Annotated in this window: 17 protein-coding genes; 3 read left to right on the top strand and 14 right to left on the bottom strand. The window is 57.5% G+C overall.

Annotation, left to right across the window (positions count from 1 at the left end; translation table 11 throughout):
- From AC1D13_RS14700 to sucC, 11 genes are all read right to left on the bottom strand, one after another.
- Window positions 1-153 (bottom strand): pilin (locus tag AC1D13_RS14700; RefSeq protein ID WP_477689794.1); only part of this gene is annotated, 153 nt, incomplete at its 3' end.
- A gap of 486 nt (window positions 154-639) precedes the next feature.
- Window positions 640-1,155, bottom strand: coding sequence for a pilin (locus AC1D13_RS14695; protein WP_457282448.1), 516 nt, complete (start codon window positions 1,153-1,155; stop codon window positions 640-642).
- Between the two features lie 185 nt (window positions 1,156-1,340).
- The gene (locus AC1D13_RS14690) at window positions 1,341-3,746 is read right to left on the bottom strand and encodes a GspE/PulE family protein (protein WP_477689791.1); all 2,406 of its coding nucleotides are present in this window, start codon (window positions 3,744-3,746) and stop codon (window positions 1,341-1,343) included.
- Window positions 3,743-4,534, bottom strand: coding sequence for a 3',5'-cyclic-nucleotide phosphodiesterase (locus tag AC1D13_RS14685; RefSeq protein ID WP_457282076.1), 792 nt, complete (start codon window positions 4,532-4,534; stop codon window positions 3,743-3,745). The genes AC1D13_RS14690 and AC1D13_RS14685 overlap by 4 nt, the downstream gene beginning before the upstream one ends.
- 36 nt (window positions 4,535-4,570) lie before the next feature.
- Window positions 4,571-6,820, bottom strand: coding sequence for a CHASE2 domain-containing protein (locus AC1D13_RS14680; RefSeq protein ID WP_457282075.1), 2,250 nt, complete (start codon window positions 6,818-6,820; stop codon window positions 4,571-4,573).
- Window positions 6,821-6,879: 59 nt separating this feature from the next.
- A complete protein-coding gene (locus AC1D13_RS14675; RefSeq protein ID WP_457282074.1) occupies window positions 6,880-7,536 on the bottom strand; it encodes an FHA domain-containing protein in 657 nt (218 codons plus the stop codon).
- Window positions 7,537-7,573: 37 nt separating this feature from the next.
- Window positions 7,574-8,359, bottom strand: coding sequence for a Stp1/IreP family PP2C-type Ser/Thr phosphatase (locus tag AC1D13_RS14670; RefSeq protein WP_457282073.1), 786 nt, complete (start codon window positions 8,357-8,359; stop codon window positions 7,574-7,576).
- 13 nt (window positions 8,360-8,372) lie between these two features.
- The gene (locus AC1D13_RS14665) at window positions 8,373-11,102 is read right to left on the bottom strand and encodes a CHASE2 domain-containing serine/threonine-protein kinase (RefSeq protein ID WP_457282072.1); all 2,730 of its coding nucleotides are present in this window, start codon (window positions 11,100-11,102) and stop codon (window positions 8,373-8,375) included.
- 321 nt (window positions 11,103-11,423) lie between these two features.
- On the bottom strand, window positions 11,424-12,125 hold the full coding sequence (locus tag AC1D13_RS14660) for a TerC family protein (RefSeq protein ID WP_457282071.1): 702 nt from the start codon (window positions 12,123-12,125) through the stop codon (window positions 11,424-11,426).
- Between the two features lie 146 nt (window positions 12,126-12,271).
- Complete coding sequence (gene sucD, locus AC1D13_RS14655) at window positions 12,272-13,165, bottom strand: succinate--CoA ligase subunit alpha (protein WP_457282070.1); 894 nt, start codon at window positions 13,163-13,165, stop codon at window positions 12,272-12,274.
- Window positions 13,166-13,181: 16 nt separating this feature from the next.
- Window positions 13,182-14,342: an ADP-forming succinate--CoA ligase subunit beta gene (gene sucC, locus AC1D13_RS14650; protein WP_457282069.1), complete on the bottom strand. Its 1,161-nt coding sequence runs from the start codon at window positions 14,340-14,342 to the stop codon at window positions 13,182-13,184.
- Between the two features lie 239 nt (window positions 14,343-14,581).
- Between sucC and argC the strand changes: the two genes are divergently transcribed.
- On the top strand, window positions 14,582-15,493 hold the full coding sequence (argC, locus tag AC1D13_RS14645) for an N-acetyl-gamma-glutamyl-phosphate reductase (RefSeq protein WP_457282068.1): 912 nt from the start codon (window positions 14,582-14,584) through the stop codon (window positions 15,491-15,493).
- A 41-nt stretch (window positions 15,494-15,534) separates the two neighbouring features.
- Here argC and AC1D13_RS14640 read toward each other — a convergent pair whose 3' ends face one another.
- The 3 genes from AC1D13_RS14640 to recA all read right to left on the bottom strand — a co-directional run bounded on the left by AC1D13_RS14640 (window position 15,535) and on the right by recA (window position 19,284).
- Entirely contained in the window at window positions 15,535-17,637 is a 2,103-nt protein-coding gene (locus AC1D13_RS14640) for a tetratricopeptide repeat protein (RefSeq protein WP_477667726.1), read from the bottom strand.
- Entirely contained in the window at window positions 17,546-18,043 is a 498-nt protein-coding gene (recX, locus tag AC1D13_RS14635; RefSeq protein WP_477667725.1) for a recombination regulator RecX, read from the bottom strand. The genes AC1D13_RS14640 and recX overlap by 92 nt, the downstream gene beginning before the upstream one ends.
- Window positions 18,044-18,147: 104 nt before the next feature.
- Entirely contained in the window at window positions 18,148-19,284 is a 1,137-nt protein-coding gene (gene recA / locus AC1D13_RS14630) for a recombinase RecA (RefSeq protein WP_457282065.1), read from the bottom strand.
- Window positions 19,285-19,449: 165 nt separating this feature from the next.
- On the opposite strand from recA, the gene AC1D13_RS14625 reads away from it, so the two are divergent.
- Both AC1D13_RS14625 and AC1D13_RS14620 read left to right on the top strand, forming a co-directional pair.
- Window positions 19,450-19,956, top strand: coding sequence for a MarR family winged helix-turn-helix transcriptional regulator (locus AC1D13_RS14625; protein WP_457282064.1), 507 nt, complete (start codon window positions 19,450-19,452; stop codon window positions 19,954-19,956).
- Between the two features lie 127 nt (window positions 19,957-20,083).
- Entirely contained in the window at window positions 20,084-20,758 is a 675-nt protein-coding gene (locus AC1D13_RS14620) for a response regulator (protein ID WP_007870259.1), read from the top strand.
- Window positions 20,759-20,856: the final 98 nt, after the last annotated feature.

Here is a 20,856-nt window from a genome sequence, read left to right as displayed (position 1 = left end):
GCACTGTGATGCAGCCAGAATCACTTCAGACACTTTCGCACGAATGGTGTAGTCCTGATAGGCAGGCAGAGCCACCGCAGCCAGGATACCGATAATCGCCACGACGATCATCAATTCGATCAGGGTAAAACCCCGTTGGATGGAACGCTTCATAAAAACTCCTTGGTTAAAAAAACTAGCTCAGGTAAAAAGCAGTTTTTGTGCCACGTCAAAAGGGCGTCTTTTCCGTGATTTTTCGAGCTCAAAAAGCCGAGAGCTTACTTTTTTGACTACCCTCTGTGAATTTCACGACACTTTTGTCATTTGAGGCGGATGAACCGGACCCTCTTGAGCGTCCGAATGCCGCTACTGACTGTGCCGGGAATACGCCACACTATGCATGCCTGCATTGCTGAATCAGATCACATCAGTTCATGCAAACCAGTACAACCCTTGTAGCCGGTCTTGCTTGCGCTTGTCACGGCTGATCGTCGATGCAGGGGGTCAATTTATCGTCCTTCCCATGGCGCACCATCCATTGAAGTTTTCAGAAATCAACTGTCGGACTCCATCGGACAACTTTTGCCCAAATAAAAGCGGCGCGTCAAAGACGCGCCGCTTGTTAACCCATGAATTGCTGCGTTACGCAGCAATCAGGTTTTAGCCCCGGCAAGAACCTGGGAGGTATTTCGTAGGCATTGCGGTACCCGTCGATCCGGGGCCACACACCCACTTGAAGATGGTTGCGCCAACATCGGTGCTCGTCAACGTAGCGGTGGAATCCTTGAACGGAACCAGTTGAACTGTTTTATTAGCAGCGTCCTTCAGGTCAGGCGCATTGGTCGCATCCATCGTGAGAACAGTGATTTTACCGACAGCATCCGTTACGATGGACCAGACATATTTCGAAGGCGCGCTTGCAGCCGTACCGGCGCCGCTGGCGTTCTTTTCACAGCCCCAGTTATTGGCGATCGGCAGAACCGTACTGGCAGCAGATTGAACAGTTTCCGTGATGCTGGTACGGCACTGTGATGCAGCCAGAATCACTTCAGACACTTTCGCACGAATGGTGTAGTCCTGATAGGCAGGCAGAGCCACCGCAGCCAGGATACCGATAATCGCCACGACGATCATCAATTCGATCAGGGTAAAACCCCGTTGGATGGAACGCTTCATAAAAAACTCCTTGGTTAAAAACCGGCTGTAGTAATTTAAACAGTTATGGCAGTTTGATGCCAATTTAGATAGTTACAGCAATTTTTGAACCATATTAAAGAGTTTTCTTTTTTATGATTTTGAAGCTACAAAAAACCGAAAAATTACTTTTTTGACGTATGTCTTTAAATTTCACGACATTTCTGTCATTTGATGCAGACGGATCGGACCATCTTTAAATCTGTCATGCCCATGAGTACCTTTTCCATGCCGTCCATCTTGAGAGTCCGCATGCCGCTATTGACGGCGCTTGAAAACAGCTCCGCGACGCGGGCCCGCTCCTGGATCAATTTTTTGGCAGCATCATCGGCAATCATCAGTTCATGCAGGCCAATACGACCCTTGTAGCCGGTCTTGTTGCACTTGTCGCAGCCGACCGCACGATACAAGGTCAATTTATCGTCCTTCCCATAGCGCGCCATCCAGTCTTCATAGAGTTTTTGTGACTCGCCACCAGGATCGGCTTTCCAGGCTTCGGTATGGCGCAGCTCTTCAGCGTATTCCTTGATGAAATCTTTGACTTCCTGAGCACTGGGCTGATAAGCCTCTTTGCAGTCGCAGAGTTTTTTGGCCAGACGCTGAGCCAGGATACCCAACAATGCGTCCGCAAAATTAAAGGGGTCCATGCCCATGTCCAGCAGGCGGGTGATGGACTCGGGGGCCGAATTGGTGTGCAGCGTCGAGAAAACCATGTGCCCTGTCAATGAAGCCTCCACGCCCATCGCCACGGTTTCTTTGTCGCGGGACTCACCGACCATGATGATGTCCGGATCGGCTCGCAGGAAAGCACGCATGACCAGTGCGAAGTCAATGCCCGCCTTCCGGTTAATTTGCACCTGACGCAAACCCTTCTGGGTAATTTCCACGGGGTCTTCAGCGGTCCAAATTTTGGTGTCCGGGGTGTTGAGAAACTTAAGGATGGAATGCAGCGTCGTGGTCTTGCCGGAGCCTGTGGGGCCACATACATAAAAAAGACCATACGGCTTGGAGATCGTTTTTTCCAGTCGCTCCTTGTTGTGCGCCGTCAATCCGAGTTTTTCAAGCGGGATCGGCTCACCTGCGGCAAGAATCCGCATGACCACGTCTTCCACGCCACCGGCGGAGGGGATCGTGGCTACACGCAATTCGATGTCGAGTGGGCCGTATTTTTTGAACTTGATCTTCCCGTCTTGCGGTTTACGTTTTTCAGAGATATCCAGGTCGCACATGATCTTGAGCCGCGTGACCATGGCTTGGCGAAACTGTGCCGGCACTTCAATATAGGGCTGCAAGGTGCCGTCAATGCGAAACCGGATACCGGTTTTGGCTTTCCCGGGCATGGGCTCGATGTGAATGTCCGAAACCTTCTGGTTGTAGGCGTCAATGATGACCTTGTTGACAAACTTGACCAGCTCGTTGTCCGCTGCGGCAGACTCCAGCGAAGAGTCGTCATTTGACTCACTCTCCAGTGGTGAGTCCATGTCTGCAAGCAATTGGTCGATGGTGCTACTGTCTGCAGCCACGCCAAAGAGCTGCCCCAGGGTTTCTTCAAATTCGGTCTGGGTTGTAACGCGGTAAGAAAATTTGGAGACGCGGGGAAACACCTGTGGAACCACGCGTGCCCCTCGCACAGCCTCCGGATCCACACACATGATCACGAGGCCTTCGGTAGTTTCCTCCAGCGGAATCCAGCCTTGCTGTTCAATAAAGTCCCGTTTTAACGCACCATGCAACATCTCCGAGCGAATCCGTCCAGCATTGAATGCTTCGTAGGCCACACCGAAAAACTTGGCAAGCGAAGCACCAATCTGAGTGGGCCGGATGTGGAAGTTGGCCATGAGCATATGCTCGACGGACTGACCTTCTTCCCGGGCCTGGCGGATGCATTGCTGTAATTCTTCTTGGGACAGCACACCTTCCGTCACCAAGCCGTCGTACTTGGTAGCTTTGCGCCTTTGGCTGTCGCCCGCTTTTTGCATTCGCTGGCGTATGGCAATGCCCAAAGTCTTGCACAGCTGCAGCGCACCGTCTTCCTCAAGCTTCCCAAAAGGCTGATCGCTCCGGTTGTTGATAACCTGCAGCACGCCGTACAACGTCTCTCCGTCCATGACGGGAGCCACCAGCATCTGCTTGGTTCTGTACCCGGATCGCTTGTCAACTTCCTGGAGAAAGCTCAACGCAGGATGAATTTTCTTCAGCGCCTCCTCATCGTAGACGTCCGCAATATTCACCATCTGGCGAGCCATGGCAACGTAGCCCGCAATGCTCTGCGCGCTGACCGGGAGCTTCAGGTCGCGGCTGGTATTGAGCCCCGTTTTGACCTTGGAAACAATGGAACTGCGGTCTTCGTTGACTGCATAAAGTGTTAACCGGTCCGCATTAAAAAGCTTGCAGATGTCCTGGCTGGCTTCGAGCATGATCTGCTCGACATTTTCCGTTTCGTGAATCCGGTTGGTAACCAGCTGAAGCTGCCGGAAATACAGGGCTTCAAAAGTAACGCCCCGCTCCTGGGGAGGCAACATCTGCGAGTCAAAAAACTCGTCCTCGGGGTCACGTTGCAATACGGCGCTCATAGCTCAAACTCCTGGCCTGCCCTCAACCACCGGATGTCGTGCGATACATTCGGGCCAAACGGGCGGGTTTGGTCAAAACGCTGTATCTCGGCCATGATCAGGTCGGTCTCGGCCGGTTTGGTATGGGTAATGTAGATGGGATAACTGTTTCCTCGCTCGATGCAATCGAGTTCATTGGCAAGCGCATGAGGAGAAAGATGAAGGCTCCGCTTGGCAAGGTCGCGCTCGCGATTGCTAAATGCCGTTTCGATGACCAGCATGGCAACCCTTATCTGATTAATTCGGGCCCACAGAGCCGGATTCTGTTCCGTGTCGCCCGTGAACACCCAATACCCCTTGCCCGTGGCCACCGCGTAGCCTGCAGCCGGGACGGTATGCACGGCAGGTAGAACCTCTATTTGCTTACCAGCCAATAACAAGGTTTGTCCGATTTCCAGAGGGTGAAAACTGACAAACGGGGCCTCGGGGCTGGGAATGCGGGAAAAGTCGGGCCAAATGGTGTTGTTGAAAATATGCGCCTTCAGTGCGTCAATCGTGCCCTGCAGCGCATGAATCTGGATAGGTGTTGTTCGCCGGGCGGCAATGGCGTCCACCATCAACGGTAACGCGGCCACGTGATCGAGGTGCGAATGCGTCAGCAGAACATGGTCAACACCAGCCATCTCATCCAGCGTGAGATCTCCCACTCCCGTACCGGCATCAACCAACAAGTCATGGTCAAGCAAAAAAGACGTGGTCCGGCAGTCTTTGGCAATGGCTCCCGAGCAGCCGAGTACACGTACTTTCATGAGATTTTCCGGTTGGCCTTGACTTGGAGGGTTGTGCTATTTGGTTTCAAAATTGGTTGCGCCATCCCATTCCGGATCAAAAGGCAACAGCCTCATAGAGGCTACACGCTCCGCATAMAGCCGGTAAAGGAACTTTTTGCCATTTATCCGATGTAAATTGAGCAATTGCACATCGCATTGATCCCAATCCTGCGCGCGGTAAGCTTTTAACGCCATTCCCCAGGTTTTCAGCTCAGCCGCAATGTCCTTGTCGATCTGGTCTCCCGGCACCAACGGCCAAAAAATGGAAACCGCCTGATCTTTGCCTTTCACGCGAACCTTGTCGAGTTCCTGCCATGCAAAATCATTCGCCTGCTTTCGGGTTGACTCGCTGACCACGATATCCACCCCGTAGGTTTTTGACAGCCCCTCCAGACGCGAACCCAGATTCACGGAATCGCCAATCACGGTGTAACTGCGGCGGATATCCGAACCCATATCACCCACACACATCGTGCCCGTATTGACACCGATACCTATGCCAATCTCGGGTAAACCCTTGATCTTGTGTTCCTCGTTGATCTTCTTGACTGCATTCGACATCTCGAGTGCCGTTTTTACTGCAAGACCAGCATGATCAGGCGTGTCGACAGGGGCACCCCAAAAAGCCATCACGCAGTCACCCATGTATTTGTCAATGGTGCCTCGATTGCTGCGAATCAGGTCTGTCAGCCGGCTGAAAACACTGTTTAGCAAAGCCTGTAGTTGGGTAGGCTCCATCGACTCCGACATTTTGGTGAACCCGCGCATGTCGCAAAACATGACCGTCAGCTCCTTGGTCGTTGCCTTCATGCTGTAGCTGTCGGGATCTTTCACCATCTCGTCAACCAGTTCGGGGGGTACATAGGTGCCGAACAGATGGGCCAACTCCCGCTTGGATCGGCTTTCCACGAAATATCCATAACTCATATTCAACGCAAATGCGGTCAAAGCCATAACCAGCGCACTGGCCAACGGCAGCACAAGACCGTAACCAGAGTAAAGCCAGAAATTCAAGCCGGCTATGGCGGCAATCACCGCCAGGCTGACCAGCACCGCACGGGAAGCTGAAAGCAGGGGCAGTGCAAAAGCCAGCGTCAGCCCCGAAAAAAGCAGGATGACCACCTCGAATCCGATGGCGTAGTCGGGCTTGACGAATACCTTCCCGTCAAGAAAACCAGAGATGACATTGGCGTGCGTTTCCACCCCCGGATAGGTTTCCCCCACCGGAGTCACTCTCAAATCGAGCAGGCCGGGCGCGGTGGTGCCGACCAGGATGATCTTATCCTTGAGCGTGCCAGGCGCAAGGCGTTTGGCCAGGACATCCGCCGCGGAGATATACCGAAACGAGCCGCCGTTCGCACCACCATTACCCCTGAAGGGCACCAAAGTGGCTACGCGATCATCGACCGGAATCGCCAGGGTTTTGTTGCCTTGCTTGAGCAGAATGCTTTCCAGCCCTTGATAGTTCCGGGTCAGGAATTTTTCCTGCGGAAAACCAGGCTCGACCTTGGGCAAACCCGCAAGCATGCGAAACATGGCGAGCGCCAATGACTCGTAGTACTGCCCCTTGAACTCCGCCAGCAAGGGAATAGAGCGCACCACACCATCGCCCTCGGTAATGGAGTTGAAGAAACCTCCCAAAGGGGCAGCTTTGGCCAACAACTCAATGTTGGCCCCGTATCCATTCCAGCTGGTGAATTTGATAGGACGGCCACCAAGCGCATCGCTGCCCATAACTGGCGGCGGCAAAACTCCATTGACCCGGCCATCTCTGTCGCTGGTGAAGTAATAGCCCATCACGACGGGGCGTTTTTCGATCGCTTTCGCGAAAACCGCGTCGTAATCCAGGCTGGTCTGCAGCTGGCTGAGTTTTTCCGAGAAACCCGGTTGATCTTTCAGCTCCGCCTGTGCAAGCTGCTTGAGCCGCTTTAGACCCGAGCTTTCGTCGGCTTCGGCAAATACGACGTCAAACCCCAGCAGTGCCGTTTTTTGACGATCCTGCAGCTCTTCGACCAGCTCCGCCAACCTGTTACGGCCCCAAGGCCATCGCCCCACCTCCGCAAGGCTCTTCTCATCGATGTCAACGATAACAATGCGTTCGTCCAGCGTATGCGGCATGGTCGCGCGCAGGCGTGCATCGTAGATGATGTCGTCCAACCTCTGCAGAACACCAATGCGAGCGACCCCGCTGGCATGCATCAATGCAAATACCAGCGGAATCAACGTGACGGCGATACGAGGCCAGTGCCGGAAGAGGAGTCTCATGCGACCTCGTTTGAAGGGTGCTTGCGGTCCGCTTGGCGCGAGACCTCTTAACACCAATGTCAGTGTTGGACGAACTGCATTTGCGTTCCGGCCAGCTCAAGCATGTCCCCATTTTTCAGGACAACCGGCTCCGCACCGATGGGGGCTCCGTTAAGCGTCGGCTTGCCAGTGCCCTCGACATGGGCAACGACAAAACCCTGAGGCCTCTTGGTAATGGCGGCAACTGCGACCCCGGGCTTTCCGATGGTTGTGACTACCTTCACCAATGCCACTTCACGACCAGCCGCAGCGCCCGACATCACTTTGATAGCCGCCGTGAGGCCCGTACCGGCTTCCGTCGATGCCACTGGCGAACCTGTCGGCGCCGGGGGCACAAGACCGGCAGAGCCGGCTTTTATAATCATGGTCTTCTCAAAGCCTGCGGGTGCAGCTTCGTTGACGTACTTGATTTTGTACTTGCCAATTTCAACGGTATCGCTGTTCTGCAGCAGCAGCTTTTTAACGGCCTTCCCGTTGACATAGGTGCCATTGGTGCTGTTGAGATCCTCTAGATAGACCTCGTTGCCGGTCATTTGCAAAACGGCATGCTCCCCACTGACAGCTAGGTTGTCGATGACGATGTCGTTGTAGGGCCTGCGCCCCAAAGAAGTCCGGTCTTTCGTCAACTGGACTTCCTTGATCACAACGCCGTCAATAGAGACGATCATTTTCGGCATGGCCGACTCCTGTCTGTTTGTAATATTTCAGTCATCGCTATTTTCCCAGCATTCTGGACAAAAGGCCGCGCTTGGTCGAGTCTTCTTTCGCGTATGCCAACAGTACGGAAATATTATCGCGTCCACCAGCCTCATTCGCCGCAACAATCAGCTGTTTCGCTTTTTGCTCCAAGGTCCCTGCGCCTGTAAGGATAGCCGCAATGCCCGGATCCGCAACCATGTCCGAGAGCCCATCCGAACACATCAGATAAAGGTCCCCCGCGTCCACACGATGCTCATTGACCTCAACCAGCACCGTGTCTTCGACGCCCAAGGCGCGTGTGACCAAGTTCTTGTTCAGGGAAGTCAGCGCCTGCTCGGGAGTTATCAGCCCAGCGTCAATCTGTTCTTGCAACAGCGAGTGGTCTTTGGTGATTTGCTGCAGCTCCTGGCCGCGCAGGCGATAGCAACGGGAATCACCAATATGACCCAGCATCAGTCGCCCGTCCTGGAACACCCCTACCACCAGCGTGGTGCCCATACCCGCGTACTGGGGGTTGGAGTTCGCTGCGTTGAAGATCGAATGATTGGCATTTTCCACGCAGATTTCTAAAGCCCGGCGCACTTCCTTGGCATTGGCATGCCTGCCCGCCTGGGAAAGCCAACGGCCCATTTCCGACTTGATGAAAGCGGCAGCCATGCCGCTTGCAATTTCGCCTGCGTTATAGCCACCCATTCCGTCCGCCAGGATGCAAAGCCGCGTCGCAGCATCAAAAGCAACTGCATCCTCATTGTTGTCCCTCGTCAACCCCGGGTCGGTATGTGTACAAATCTCGTAGTTCATCTTGTTCGTGTGATCACTGGGTGTCGGTATCGGCAGCAGGTGCTTTGGAAACCACGGTTTTCTCAAACGTCTGCGTGCCGTCGACATTCACGGCCTGGGTCGCATCATAGGTCTTCGGGCCGGCAGCTGGTACAGCCGCTGATTGCACGACTGTGGCGTCAAATTGGGCTGCTGGCGCACCCTGTTGAGGCGCAAACGATGGGGCCGGTGCAGTACCTTCCATTGCGGCAATGACAGCGCGCAGATCTGTCGCCAATCGATCACCATCCTGATACCGCAACTCCGGCTTCTTGGCCAGAGACAGCGCAACAATCTCGGCCAGCCGCGCCGGCAGCTCTTTACGGATGATACGGATATCGGGGGCTTCTTCGTTCGCGATCTTGTACATCAGTTCGGCCATGGAATCGCCACGGAATGGCAACACTCCAGCCAGCATCTGAAACAGCATGACACCCAGCGAGTACAAGTCCGAGCGCCCGTCGACTTTTTTACCGGCAATCTGCTCCGGCGACATGAAGCTGGGCGTCCCCAGTACAAGGCCGGTCTTTGTTTTGCTTGAATCCGTAATGCGGGCGATGCCGAAGTCGGTCACCTTCACCGTATCGCTTTCGATTTCATACATGATGTTGGCCGGCTTGATGTCCCGGTGCACCACATTCTGCTTGTGCGCGTAAGCCAGGGCTTCAGCCACCCGTGCCACGATGGACAGGACCTTCGGGACCGGCAACAAATGACCGTCCTTGGTGACATCTGCCAGGTCCTTGCCCTTCAGAAACTCCATGGCAATGAATGCCAGGTCGTGTTCTTCACCTGCATCAAAAATCGTGACGATGTTCTGGTGCTGCAGCCGACCAGCGGTCTCGGCTTCCCTGAAGAAGCGCTCCCGCGCATCGTCAAGCTCCTCGCCCTCGAACTCCTGGCTCAAGGCCATGGTCTTGATGGCGACGACACGGCCAATCTTTGGGTCCTTGCCGAGGTACACCACGCCCATGGCGCCCTTGCCCAATTCCTTTTCAACTTGATAGCGACCCAACATGGGCTTTTCAACACCCCCACCGTCAAGGAGCATGGTCCCGCCCGGGTGCGCGCCGCCACCGCCCAAAATGACGGTTTCCGACAGGTTTTTGGCCCGATTGAGCTTGGACTGCAGGTCTTTGTGGTTCTTGTTGTAGGTGGCCATGTACTCGTACACGGCCTGAGCTTTGTTGAACTGGCGCTTGCGCTCGAAATCCAGCGCCAGGTTGTTCATGTTGTCCATCAGCGCATCGGTGAAAGGTACGCGGCGAAAACGATCAAACGCCATATCGAGCTGGCCTTGGCCTTGCAGCGCCAGACCCATCATGCGATTGGTCTCGGCCGATTCCTCGTCGGACTTGAGCTTGCCAGCCTCGGTCATGAGGAAGCGCTTGGTCGTCAACGCCAGGTGGCCGATCACCAGCAGGGCTGCGGGAAAGACAAACTTGAGCCAGGTCGCGGCCGCCGACAGCAAGCCGAACTCAACCACCAGCAACACCACGAATAACAGCAGTGTGATGATCGCGGCCTTGCCAGCCGACAGCCGTGGCAGGCCGGCAACCAGATAAGCCACAACCACCAGCAGCACACCCAGAGTGACCCAGACACCCCAACCAGGCTGCACGATGAAATGCTCACTCAGGATACTGGAGGTAATGTGCGCGATGGTTTCTGCTGGCGAAAGCCCCGGACCCGCCGGCGTCGGGAATTGGGTGCCTACCCCCGCCGCAGTGGCGCCAATGATCACGATCTTGTCGGCATACTTGGTAGCCGGAATCTTGCCGGAAATCACGTCATAGAATGAATCAACGGCAAAAGCTGGCCGACCGTCCTTGCCCTTGTAAAACTGTGGAAGCATCAAGGCTGATTCGTCGGTTTTGACCATCAGCTTGCCGATCTGCACAGACTCACCCACATTGAGTTTGATGTCGGCAGGCCCCAGGTTCAGGCTCCTGGCCGCGGCGAGCAGGCTCATGGAAGGCACGGCTTTCCCGTAATAATTGATAAGCAACGGTTCTTGCCGCACGGCACCATCCACGTCGGGCAGCTGGTTGAGGTGAGCAATACCCGCCGCCGCTGCACCTATCAACTCAATCGGTTGTTGACCGCGGATGGCCGGAAGGGAAAACCCGTTAAGCTCGTCTACAGCACTCTTCAGTGCGTAAGCCGGGAGCGGATTGTCCGGACGCCCTTGCGGCACTCCCAGCGAAAAAACCGAAGGTACCAAAACATTGCCGGCCTTGGTCATGCTGGCCGCGAGCTTGGCGTCAGTGTCCAGGGCTATTTCAGCCTCAGCGATGACTTTGCCCAATTGTTCAGGCAGACCACCGCTTGGAGCGGCCGCTGGATCGGATACTGGACCAAGAGCCTCCTTGATTTTGCGGATGAACACCAAGCCTCTATCGGTTTGCGGTTCAAAAAAGAAGGCTGTATGCGCAATGGTTTTGGCCTTGGCGGCCGAAAGCTGGTCAATCAGCTGCGCATGCACGTCGCGCGGCCAAGGCCAACGACCTATGTTGGCGATACTCTGGTCGTCGATCGCAATGATGGCTATGCGGTCTGAGGGCTGCCGCGAAGTGCTGGTGCTGGCATAGTCATAGTAACGGCGCTCAAGTGTGCCGAAAAAATCAGTCAGGCCATGCAAAAAAAGGACGGCCAGCACCACCAGAACGCCCACAAACCAGTCGGCCCGCCAGAACTGACTCAATTTCCTAGATGTTTTGGCCACTTCCCGTCCCTTGTCCTGATTCGCTATGCATAGCCCCAGCCATTTTTGTAATTGCTTTGTACTATCGGTCCCCCGGCAACAAATTTCGTGCGCCGGGTACCACCCGCCGACTGTTTCGGCAGGTTACAAGTCTCCTGACAATGGACATTAACAGACGGGGTGCGGCTGGACAAGCGACTTCTGCACCGCAAGCGTGCCGACTGTTGCAAATAAGTGGTTTTCTGGTATGCGCGGTGCGCATCCGGTCCGCAGCAGGTGGCGAACGCTAAGAAACGACCCTAACCGCCAAAGGGGGCTGCGGCGGCTGGGCCGTACGCCAGTTCAGGCTGAAGGCGCCTTTGTCTGCTGCCGTTTGGTCAGGTAGGTGCCCAGAGCCACCACAAGCACGGCACCCACAATCCCACCGGCAGTCACCGTATGGTCGCTAACGGCACCAAAATAGCTCACTACCGCAGGATCCGTCAGCAGCATCTCACCCGCCAGAAAGCCCAAAAGAGCTGCGCCGATGGTAATGATGATGGGGAAGCGCTCCATCACCTTTGTCAACAAGGTGGCGCCGAAAATAATCAGCGGGATGCTCACCAGAAGACCCAGTACCAGCAACGGGAGGTTGCCCTTGGCGGCTGCTGCGACTGCCAGAACGTTGTCCAGGCTCATCACCAGATCGGCAATCAGGATGGTGCGGATGGCTGCAGCCATGCCATTGATCTCGTGTCCCTCGCCGTCTTCATCTTCTTCGCCCTTGAGCAGGTCCACGCCAATGTAGACCAGCAGAACCGCACCTATCATCTTCAGGTACGGCAAGCTCAACAGCTGAATGGCCACGATGGTCAGCACGATACGCATCACGATCGCGGCGGCGCTGCCCCAGAAGATCGCCTTGCCGCGCTGCTCGGGTTTGAGTGTGCGCGCAGCCATGGCAATTACCACGGCGTTATCGCCAGACAGCACGATGTTGGCAAGAAGGATGGAGCCGAAAGCACTCCAGAAGAGGGGGGACGCGAGGTCCAGTCCGAAAAACATGGCAGCTCCTGTTATGAATTAAAAAAGCGCCGGGAAGCGCTTTTTTGTTTTGGAGAGTCTAAGCCGCAATAGGCCAATCCCGATTGGTATTACTGCTTACCTGCTTGACCGCGGTCAAGTTTTTAAATCACTTTTTCGTTGGTGGCTTACAGCAGCGCCTTGAGCAATTTGGCCATTTCCGACGGGTTGCGCGTCACGGTGAAGCCGCAAGCCTCCATGATGGCCAGCTTGGCATCCGCCGTGTCGGCGCCACCGGAGATCAGCGCACCCGCGTGACCCATACGCTTGCCGGCAGGGGCAGTCACACCAGCAATGAAGCCAACGATCGGTTTTTTCATATTGGCCTTGCACCACTGGGCGGCTTCGGCTTCATCGGGACCGCCGATTTCGCCGATCATGATGACGGCGTCAGTGTCCGGATCGTCATTGAAGGCTTTCATCACGTCAATGTGCTTGAGGCCATTGATCGGGTCGCCGCCGATACCGACTGCACTCGATTGGCCCAGGCCGATTTCGGTCAATTGCGCCACAGCTTCATAGGTCAGCGTGCCGGAGCGGCTGACTACGCCGATACGGCCCTTGCGGTGGATATGGCCGGGCATGATGCCGATCTTGATTTCTTCAGGTGTGATCAGGCCGGGGCAATTGGGGCCCAGCAGCAGGGTTTTCTTGCCGCCGGCAGCTTCCTTGGCTTTCATGCGGTTGCGCACTTCCAGCATGTCCTTGACCGGAATGCCTTCGGTGATGCAGATCGCCAAGTCCAGGTTGGCTTCAACAGCTTCCCAGATGGCGGCGGCAGCGCCCGCAGGGGGCACATAGATGACCGACACGGTTGCGCCGGTCGCCTTGGCGGCTTCGGTCACGTTGGCAAAAATCGGGATGCCTTCGAAGTCTTCGCCGGCTTTCTTGGGATTCACACCGGCCACAAAAGCTTCTTTGCCGTTCGCGTAGTCGCGGCACATGCGGGTGTGGAATTGACCGGTTTTGCCGGTGATGCCCTGGGTGATGACTTTGGTGTTTTTGTTGATGTAGATGGACATGTTCTTGGCTCCGGGCTTATTTGACAGCGGCGACGATTTTGGTCGCGGCTTCGGCCATGGTGTCTGCGGCGATGATGGGAAGGCCAGAATCGGCCAGCATCTTCTTGCCCAGGTCTTCGTTGGTGCCCTTCATGCGCACGACCAGTGGAACCGAAAGGTTCACGGCCTTGCAGGCGGTGATCACGCCGTCGGCGATGGTGTCGCACTTCATGATGCCGCCGAAGATGTTGACGAGGATGCCTTTGACATCAGGGTTCTTCAGCATGATCTTGAAGGCTTCGGTGACTTTTTCAGCCGTTGCGCCGCCGCCCACGTCCAGGAAGTTGGCCGGCTCACCACCGAACAGCTTGATGGTGTCCATGGTCGCCATGGCCAGGCCTGCGCCGTTGACCAGGCAGCCGATGTTGCCGTCCAGGCTGATGTAAGCCAGGTCGAACTTGCTGGCTTCGACTTCGGCCGGGTCTTCTTCGTCCAGATCGCGATAGGCCACGATTTCGGGGTGGCGGAACAGCGCGTTGGCATCGAAGTTGAACTTCGCGTCCAGGGCCATGACTTCACCCTTGCCGTTGCGGTTCAGGGGGTTGATTTCAACCAGCGACGCATCGGTGTCCATGTAGCACTTGTAGAGCTTTTGCAGGATATCGACGGTTTGCGCCACAGAGTCGGCAGGCATGCCGATGCCGGCGGCGACTTCCCTCGCCTGGGCGTCCGTCATACCGACCAGCGGATCGACAAACACCTTGATGATTTTTTCAGGGTTGGAGTGAGCCACCTCTTCGATGTCCATGCCGCCTTCGCTGGAGGCGATGAAGGCCACCTTTTGCGACTCACGGTCGGTCACGGCCGAAACGTAGTATTCCTTCTGGATGTCGGCGCCGTCTTCAATATAGAGGCGGCGGACTTTCTGGCCTTCTGGGCCGGTCTGGTGCGTTTTCAGCTGCATGCCGAGGATTTCGCCGGCAATGCGCTTGACGTCGTCGATGGTTTTGGCAACCTTCACGCCGCCGCCCTTGCCGCGGCCGCCCGCGTGGATCTGGGCCTTGACCACCCACACCGGGCCGCCTAGCTTCTGGGCGGCTTCCACCGCTTCCTGCACCGTGAAGGCCGGGATGCCGCGCGGCACTGGCACACCAAAATTGCGCAAGATTTCCTTGCCCTGGTACTCGTGAATTTTCATGAAAGACCTTCAGAATTCAGTAAAAGAGGGGGGTGCAACAGGGATTTGGGCAGAGGAATGGGGTGTCGGAAACAGGCCACACCGGCCCAAAAAACCACGTCGGCGGTCACTGCAGGCAGCAACGCAGAACTGTATCATGGTGCGACGCACAACTCTTGTGCCCGCCTTACACCCCGAAATGGGCCGAAATTGACCTCTGGGGCGGCCAGCCGCCCATTTTGTTTTGTACCTGGAAGTTCATGCCTAAAGTATTTATTGACGGCGAAGCCGGCACCACGGGCCTGCAAATCCGCGAGCGGCTGCAAGCCATGCCGCAGATCGAACTCGTCAGCATCGCGCCCGAGCTGCGCAAGGACGCGGCCGCCAAGCGCGCCCTGATGGCGCAGGTGGATATGGTGATCCTGTGCCTGCACGACGACGCGGCACGCGAGTCGGTTGCCATGATTGACAGCTTGACCGGCAAAAAGCCCAAAATCATTGACGCATCCACGGCTCACCGCACCGTGTCCGGCTGGGTTTACGGCTTTCCCGAACTGACCCAGACCCAGCGCACCGCCGTGGCCGCTGCCGACCGCGTGGGCAACCCCGGCTGCTACGCCACCGGTGCGATCGCGCTGATCCGCCCGCTGGTGGATGCTGGCGTAGTGCCTGCCGACTTCCCGCTGAGCCTTCCCGCCGTGAGTGGTTACTCCGGCGGCGGCCGGCAGATGATTGAAGACTACGAAGCCGGCACCGCTCCCCTGTTTGAACTTTACGGCCTGGGCCTGAAACACAAGCACCTGCCCGAAATCATGAAATACACAGGGCTCACACGCCGGCCGGTGTTCATTCCGTCGGTAGGCAACTTCAAGCAGGGCATGCTGGTGCAATTGCCGCTGCACCTTGACTTGCTGCCCGGCAAACCAACCGGGGCGCAGTTGCAGGACATACTGGCCAGACACTATGCCGGCAGCGAATGGGTCACCGCCGAAGCTGCGCCCGAGTCGGGAAAGCTGGATGCGCTGGCGCTCAACAACACCAACAAGATGGAGTTGCGCGTGTTTGCCAATGAAGAGTACCGCCATGCGGTGCTGGTAGCGCGGCTGGACAACCTGGGCAAGGGCGCATCCGGCGCTGCAGTACAAAACCTCAAGTTGATGCTGAAGCTGTAGGCGCCGCGCCAAGCCCGGCAACCGAGGGCCTCGGGCAGAGCTCAGGACAACGGTAGCGCGCGCGGCAATTCCCGGCCAACCTGGTTGACCACGTCCTGCCAGCTGCGATTCTCGCCTTGGCGAAAAAGCCGCGCACTGGGGTACCAGGGAGAGTCCTCCCTGTCGAGCAGCCAACGCCAGTCCGGACGAAAGGGCAGCATGACCCACAACGGCTTGCCCAGGGCTCCTACCAGATGGGCGACGCTGGTATCAATGCTGATCACCATATCAACGCAATCGGCGAGAGCCAGGGTATCGGCAAAGGTCCGCAATTCCTGCCCGGCGTGGAAGATACCCGATGCCTCCAGCGCGGCCAGATCCGGCTCGTTCACATCCTTCTGCAGGCTGATGAACTGATAGCCGGGTGGCATCGCTTCATGCAGCATGGCCATCGACATCGAGCGGTTCAGCGCAGTCTTGAGTGCCACATTGCCGGACCAGACCAAACCTACGCGCGGGCCGTCACGCGCGGGCAATCTGGCCTCCCACGCCTGCTTGAGAACCGGGTCGCTTCGCAAATAGGGCGCACCGGGAACATTGGTGACGCGCGTGCCAAAGGCCAGTGGCAGACTGAACATCGGGCATTGAAAGTCGAAAGATGCCGCAATATCTCTGCCGTCCCTGCTTTCCACCAGAGTACAGCCACTCTTCCAATCCGCACAAAGGGGCCGCAATGGCGCTGGCAGATGCAGGAAAATCCGTGCACCCATGGCCAGAATCACCGGGATATAGCGCAGCAGCTGGATAGAGTCGCCCAAGCCCTGTTCCGCATACAGAAAGATGGTCTTTCCCTTCAGGGGCTCCCCTGACCACATCGGCTGGGACAACACGGGCTTGAGCGTGCGCGGCCCCAGCGCATGGGCATACCAGCGCCACTCATACTCCTTCCACCCCTCTTCCCATTGGCCGAGCAGCAGTTGTGCAAATGCCTTGTTCCAGTGCAGGTTGGCATGCCGGGCATCCACAGCCAGCCCGATTTCGCAAATGGCCACCACTTCATCGCATTGCCTCAAGCTCAGCAGGGTGCAACCCAGGTTATAGAGAACATCAGGGTTCTTTGGCTGGAGGTGTTGCGCGCGACGGTGAAAATCCATCGCCTGCTCGAACCGCCTGAGCCGGTCGCAGGCCGCGCCAGCGTTGGACAGGGCATCCACATTTCCAGGCTGGAGGGCAATGATCTTTTCATAAATCTCCAGGGCTTCCTCATGCCGGATCATTGCTGCCAGGACCGCGGCTTTTCCACTCAGGGCAGGCACGTCGTCCGGATCTGCTGCCAAGGATCTGTCGATGATGGTCAAGGCCTCTTCGTGGCGCTCCAGGCCGTTCAGTGCGCAAGCTTTCTCCATGGGGAAAACCGGATGGGCCGCAGCAACGGATTGCTGGTCAGCAAAATCAATGGCCTCCTGCCAGCGCTCATGCGCAAGCAAAAGGCTGATGCGACGATAGCCCGCGTCGGTAAAACCCGGGTTGATGCGTAGCGCCTGGGCATACGCATCCAGTGCCGGCACCGGCTGGCCCAGGTCCTCGAAGGCGCGGCCCAGCTCGAACCAGGCGAAATCAAAGTCCGGCTTGAGCGCCAGCGCCGCCCTGAAGCTGTGGATGCCCTCCTCCGTCAAGTGCAACTGCATCTGCACCTGGCCCAGCAGAAAATGCGCATCAAGCAGTGTTGCGTCCAGTCGGATCGCATGGTGAAAACTATCAACAGCTTCCCGCAACTGGCCCAGTTCCATCAGGCCATAACCCAGGTTGACATGGGCCAAGCCATCGTTCGGTGTCATGGCAACCACCCGGCGATAGCAGTCGGTGGCCTCGGAAATCCTGCCTTGTGCCAACAATTCGTTGCCACGTGAGCGCAATGACTGGGCATCTTCGTCCGGGACAATCGGTCCGGCAGATACAGCGCTTTTATTGCGTGCCAGAAGGGTGCGGATACTCTGGAAAATGGCTGACTCCTGAAAGCTTTTCACATTCCCAGGCCAGACTTTGGGAGGAAGGGCCACTGCAGCCTGGATCTCAAGCTCCTTCGTTATCAGGATTTTTGAGCACCCACGATGCAACCTCCAGTGTAAAACCTCTTCCCGCCAGAAATCGGATTTGCCGGGCATGTTCTGCGGGGTTGGCCGGGGCTGTGCCAAACTTTCGCTGCCAGATGTCTCGCGCCCGTTCGCGCTCGGTGGCCTTAAGCTGCCCAACCGCTTCCCGTATGGCCGTCACGTCCAGTCCTTTGGCCTGCAGCTCCTGCTGGATACGCGAGGCGCCCAGCTTGCGGGAACGCCGGTTGATGACCGAATCGATGACACGCTCTTCGCTGATGAAATCCTTGAGCTCAAGGTCGTCGAGCACCGCCTTCAGCTGGCCCGGCGTTTCTTCATGCGGAGCCAGCTTGCGTTCAAGTTCGGCGCGTGAATGTTCGCGCGCGGCCAGGTAACGCAATGCACGGCCCTTGAGGGAAAGGCCAAAACCCGCGCGGCGGGCGGGTTTGGCGGGGGAGCTGTCTGCCGGGTTTTCCATGTCAAGGGACCCAGCCAGATTGAAATGCAAGCGCTACTCTTTTGATAGCTGCTTGCGCCCATTCTGATTGGTCTGTCGCCTTATTTGGCATTCAAAAGACAGGCTCAGGCGGCTACTTTGGCGGGTTTTTCGGCTTTCTCGGCCTTGGGCGCCTTTTCAGCCGGTGCTGGCTCGGTGCCGGCCGCGGCTTGCACCAGCGGAATACCCAGCGATTCGCGCACCTTGTTTTCGATCTCGATGGCGAGTTCGGGGTTTTCTTTCAGGAACTCACGCGAGTTGTCGCGCCCCTGGCCGATTTTTTCGCCGTTGAAGGCGTACCACGCACCGGCTTTTTCAACGATGTGGCCGGCGACGCCCAGATCCAGCACCTCGCCCAGGCGGCTGATGCCCTCGCCGTAGAGGATGTCGAACTCTGCCGTCTTGAACGGCGAGGCCACCTTGTTCTTGACCACCTTGACCCGGGTTTCGTTGCCGATCACCTCTTCGCCCTTCTTGATGGAGCCGATGCGGCGGATGTCCAGGCGCACCGAGGCGTAGAACTTCAGTGCATTGCCACCGGTGGTGGTTTCGGGCGAGCCGAACATCACGCCGATCTTCATGCGGATCTGGTTGATGAAGATGACCATGCAATTGGCCTTCTTGATGGTGGCGGTGAGCTTGCGCAGCGCCTGGCTCATCAGGCGGGCCTGCAGGCCGGGCAGCGAGTCGCCCATTTCGCCTTCAAGCTCGGCCTTGGGCGTGAGTGCCGCCACCGAGTCCACCACGATCAAATCGACCGCGCCGGAGCGGGTCAGCGAATCAACGATTTCAAGCGCCTGCTCGCCGGTGTCGGGCTGGCTGATCAGGAGGTCTTGCAGGTTCACGCCCAGCTTTTGCGCGTACTGGATGTCCAGCGCGTGCTCGGCATCCACAAAGGCGCAGGTGCCGCCCAGTTTTTGCATTTCGGCGATGACCTGCAGGGTCAGCGTGGTTTTGCCCGACGATTCAGGGCCGTAGATTTCAACCACACGGCCGCGCGGCAGGCCGCCGACGCCCAAGGCGATGTCCAGGCCCAGGGAGCCGGTGGAAACGACCTGGATGTCCTCGATCACCTCGCCGTCGCCCAGCTTCATGATGGTGCCTTTGCCGAACTGCTTTTCGATCTGGGCCAGCGCGGCCTGCAGGGCCTTGGCCTTCTCGGTGTTCAGGGCGGCGCTTTGCACAGGGTTTTGAGCGGGGTTCAGTTTGCTGGTCAGTTCCATGAAAAACTCCTTGAAAATCAATGATGTAAAACTTTTTGCTCTAATTTCCAGCCTCTGCTTTTAATCACAGCGCTGGATGCATGATCAGTACTTTATGGGCGTCATCGAAATAAGTAAACCCTATTTTTAGTCAGTTTGCCTGATCAATTGAGATACCATGATTTCATGCCCGAAGCAGTCAATCCACCTCACATTTCCAGCCCCTTTGGCGCCACCGAAGCCGGCTGGCGGCAGACCCACCTGGGCCGGCTGATGGGCCACGCGCTGCGCCGCTTTGACGAGCGCGTGCTGTCACTGATGGCCAGCAGCATTGAGGTACCGCTGGCGCTGTCCAACCTCGCGGCGCGCGACCAGGTCGGCGCTGCGCATATCCACATCACACGCCACCTGGCCGTGGGCGGCTCGCGCCTGACGGACCTCGCGCAAAGCGCCGGCATGAGCAAGCAGGCCATGGGCGACCTCGTCGACCAATGCGAAGCCTGGGGTTTGGTGACGCGCCAGCCCGACCCGCACGACAAACGCGCCCGCCAGGTGCTGTTCACCGAATCGGGCCTGCTCTGGCTGGAAGCCTTTCACAGAGCGGTTCGGCAAGCCGAGGATGAGTTTCGCCAGGCTGTGGGGCATGATGTAGCCACAGTGGTGGCGCTGGGACTGGAAGCATATGCAGGCTGAATGTGGCACCCACGGTCGCTCACCGCGCGTAACTCCCTGCACCTGGGACAGACGCAAGCGCCTAAAATTCAGGCAAACACACTAACTTGCGGCGCAGCAGGCGCTGCCGCCCCACCCGGAGACAACCATGCGTATCCTGATTGCCGAAGATGACCAGGTCCTGGCCGACGGCCTGCTGCGCACTTTGCGTGCCTCCGGTGCGGCAGCCGACCACGTGGCCAGCGGCACCGAAGCCGACGCCGCGCTGCTCACCAACACCGAATTCGATCTGCTGATCCTGGATCTGGGCTTGCCGCGCATGCACGGGCTGGAAGTGCTCAAGCGACTGCGCGCCCGCGGCTCGGCCATGCCGGTGCTGATCCTGACCGCCGCCGACAGCGTGGAAGAACGCGTCAAGGGCCTGGACTACGGCGCCGACGACTACATGGCCAAACCGTTTTCGCTGCAGGAGCTGGAAGCCCGCGTGCGTGCGCTGATCCGCCGAGGCATGGGCGGCGCCAGCAGCACCATCAAGCACGGCCCGCTGGTGTACGACCAGGCCGGACGCGTGGCCACCATTGATGGCCAGATGCTGGAGCTGTCGGCGCGCGAACTCGGCTTGCTCGAAGTGCTGCTGCAACGCGCCGGCCGCCTCGTCAGCAAGGACCAGCTGGTGGAACGCCTCTGCGAATGGGGCGAAGAGGTCAGCAACAACGCGATCGAGGTGTACATCCACCGGCTGCGCAAGAAGATTGAAAAAGGCCCGGTGCGGATTGCAACAGTTCGAGGCCTGGGTTACTGCCTCGAAAAAATACCAGGTTGAACAATGCCCCCACGGTCGCTCACTCCGTGTAGCTTCCTGCCCCCCGAGGGGGCCGCCCGCCTGCGGCCTGGCAAAGCCAGTTCCGCGGCTCATGCTGG

It is taken from the genome of Polaromonas sp. P1_E12 (assembly GCF_056405975.1).
Note: the sequence above shows the minus strand (reverse complement) of the source record. Positions and strands in the feature narration are given on the sequence as shown.

Excerpts from the sequence above, each read along its gene's own strand:
- AC1D13_RS14695 (WP_457282448.1), bottom strand. The coding sequence starts at position 1,155 with ATGAAGCGTTCCATCCAACGGGGTTTTACCCTGATCGAATTGATGATC.
- AC1D13_RS14690 (WP_477689791.1), bottom strand. The coding sequence starts at position 3,746 with ATGAGCGCCGTATTGCAACGTGACCCCGAGGACGAGTTTTTTGACTCG.
- AC1D13_RS14685 (WP_457282076.1), bottom strand. The coding sequence starts at position 4,534 with ATGAAAGTACGTGTACTCGGCTGCTCGGGAGCCATTGCCAAAGACTGC.
- AC1D13_RS14675 (WP_457282074.1), bottom strand. The coding sequence starts at position 7,536 with ATGCCGAAAATGATCGTCTCTATTGACGGCGTTGTGATCAAGGAAGTC.
- AC1D13_RS14670 (WP_457282073.1), bottom strand. The coding sequence starts at position 8,359 with ATGAACTACGAGATTTGTACACATACCGACCCGGGGTTGACGAGGGAC.
- AC1D13_RS14660 (WP_457282071.1), bottom strand. The coding sequence starts at position 12,125 with ATGTTTTTCGGACTGGACCTCGCGTCCCCCCTCTTCTGGAGTGCTTTC.
- sucD (WP_457282070.1), bottom strand. The coding sequence starts at position 13,165 with ATGTCCATCTACATCAACAAAAACACCAAAGTCATCACCCAGGGCATC.
- sucC (WP_457282069.1), bottom strand. The coding sequence starts at position 14,342 with ATGAAAATTCACGAGTACCAGGGCAAGGAAATCTTGCGCAATTTTGGT.
- argC (WP_457282068.1), top strand. The coding sequence starts at position 14,582 with ATGCCTAAAGTATTTATTGACGGCGAAGCCGGCACCACGGGCCTGCAA.
- AC1D13_RS14640 (WP_477667726.1), bottom strand. The coding sequence starts at position 17,637 with ATGCCCGGCAAATCCGATTTCTGGCGGGAAGAGGTTTTACACTGGAGG.
- recX (WP_477667725.1), bottom strand. The coding sequence starts at position 18,043 with ATGGAAAACCCGGCAGACAGCTCCCCCGCCAAACCCGCCCGCCGCGCG.
- recA (WP_457282065.1), bottom strand. The coding sequence starts at position 19,284 with ATGGAACTGACCAGCAAACTGAACCCCGCTCAAAACCCTGTGCAAAGC.
- AC1D13_RS14625 (WP_457282064.1), top strand. The coding sequence starts at position 19,450 with ATGCCCGAAGCAGTCAATCCACCTCACATTTCCAGCCCCTTTGGCGCC.
- AC1D13_RS14620 (WP_007870259.1), top strand. The coding sequence starts at position 20,084 with ATGCGTATCCTGATTGCCGAAGATGACCAGGTCCTGGCCGACGGCCTG.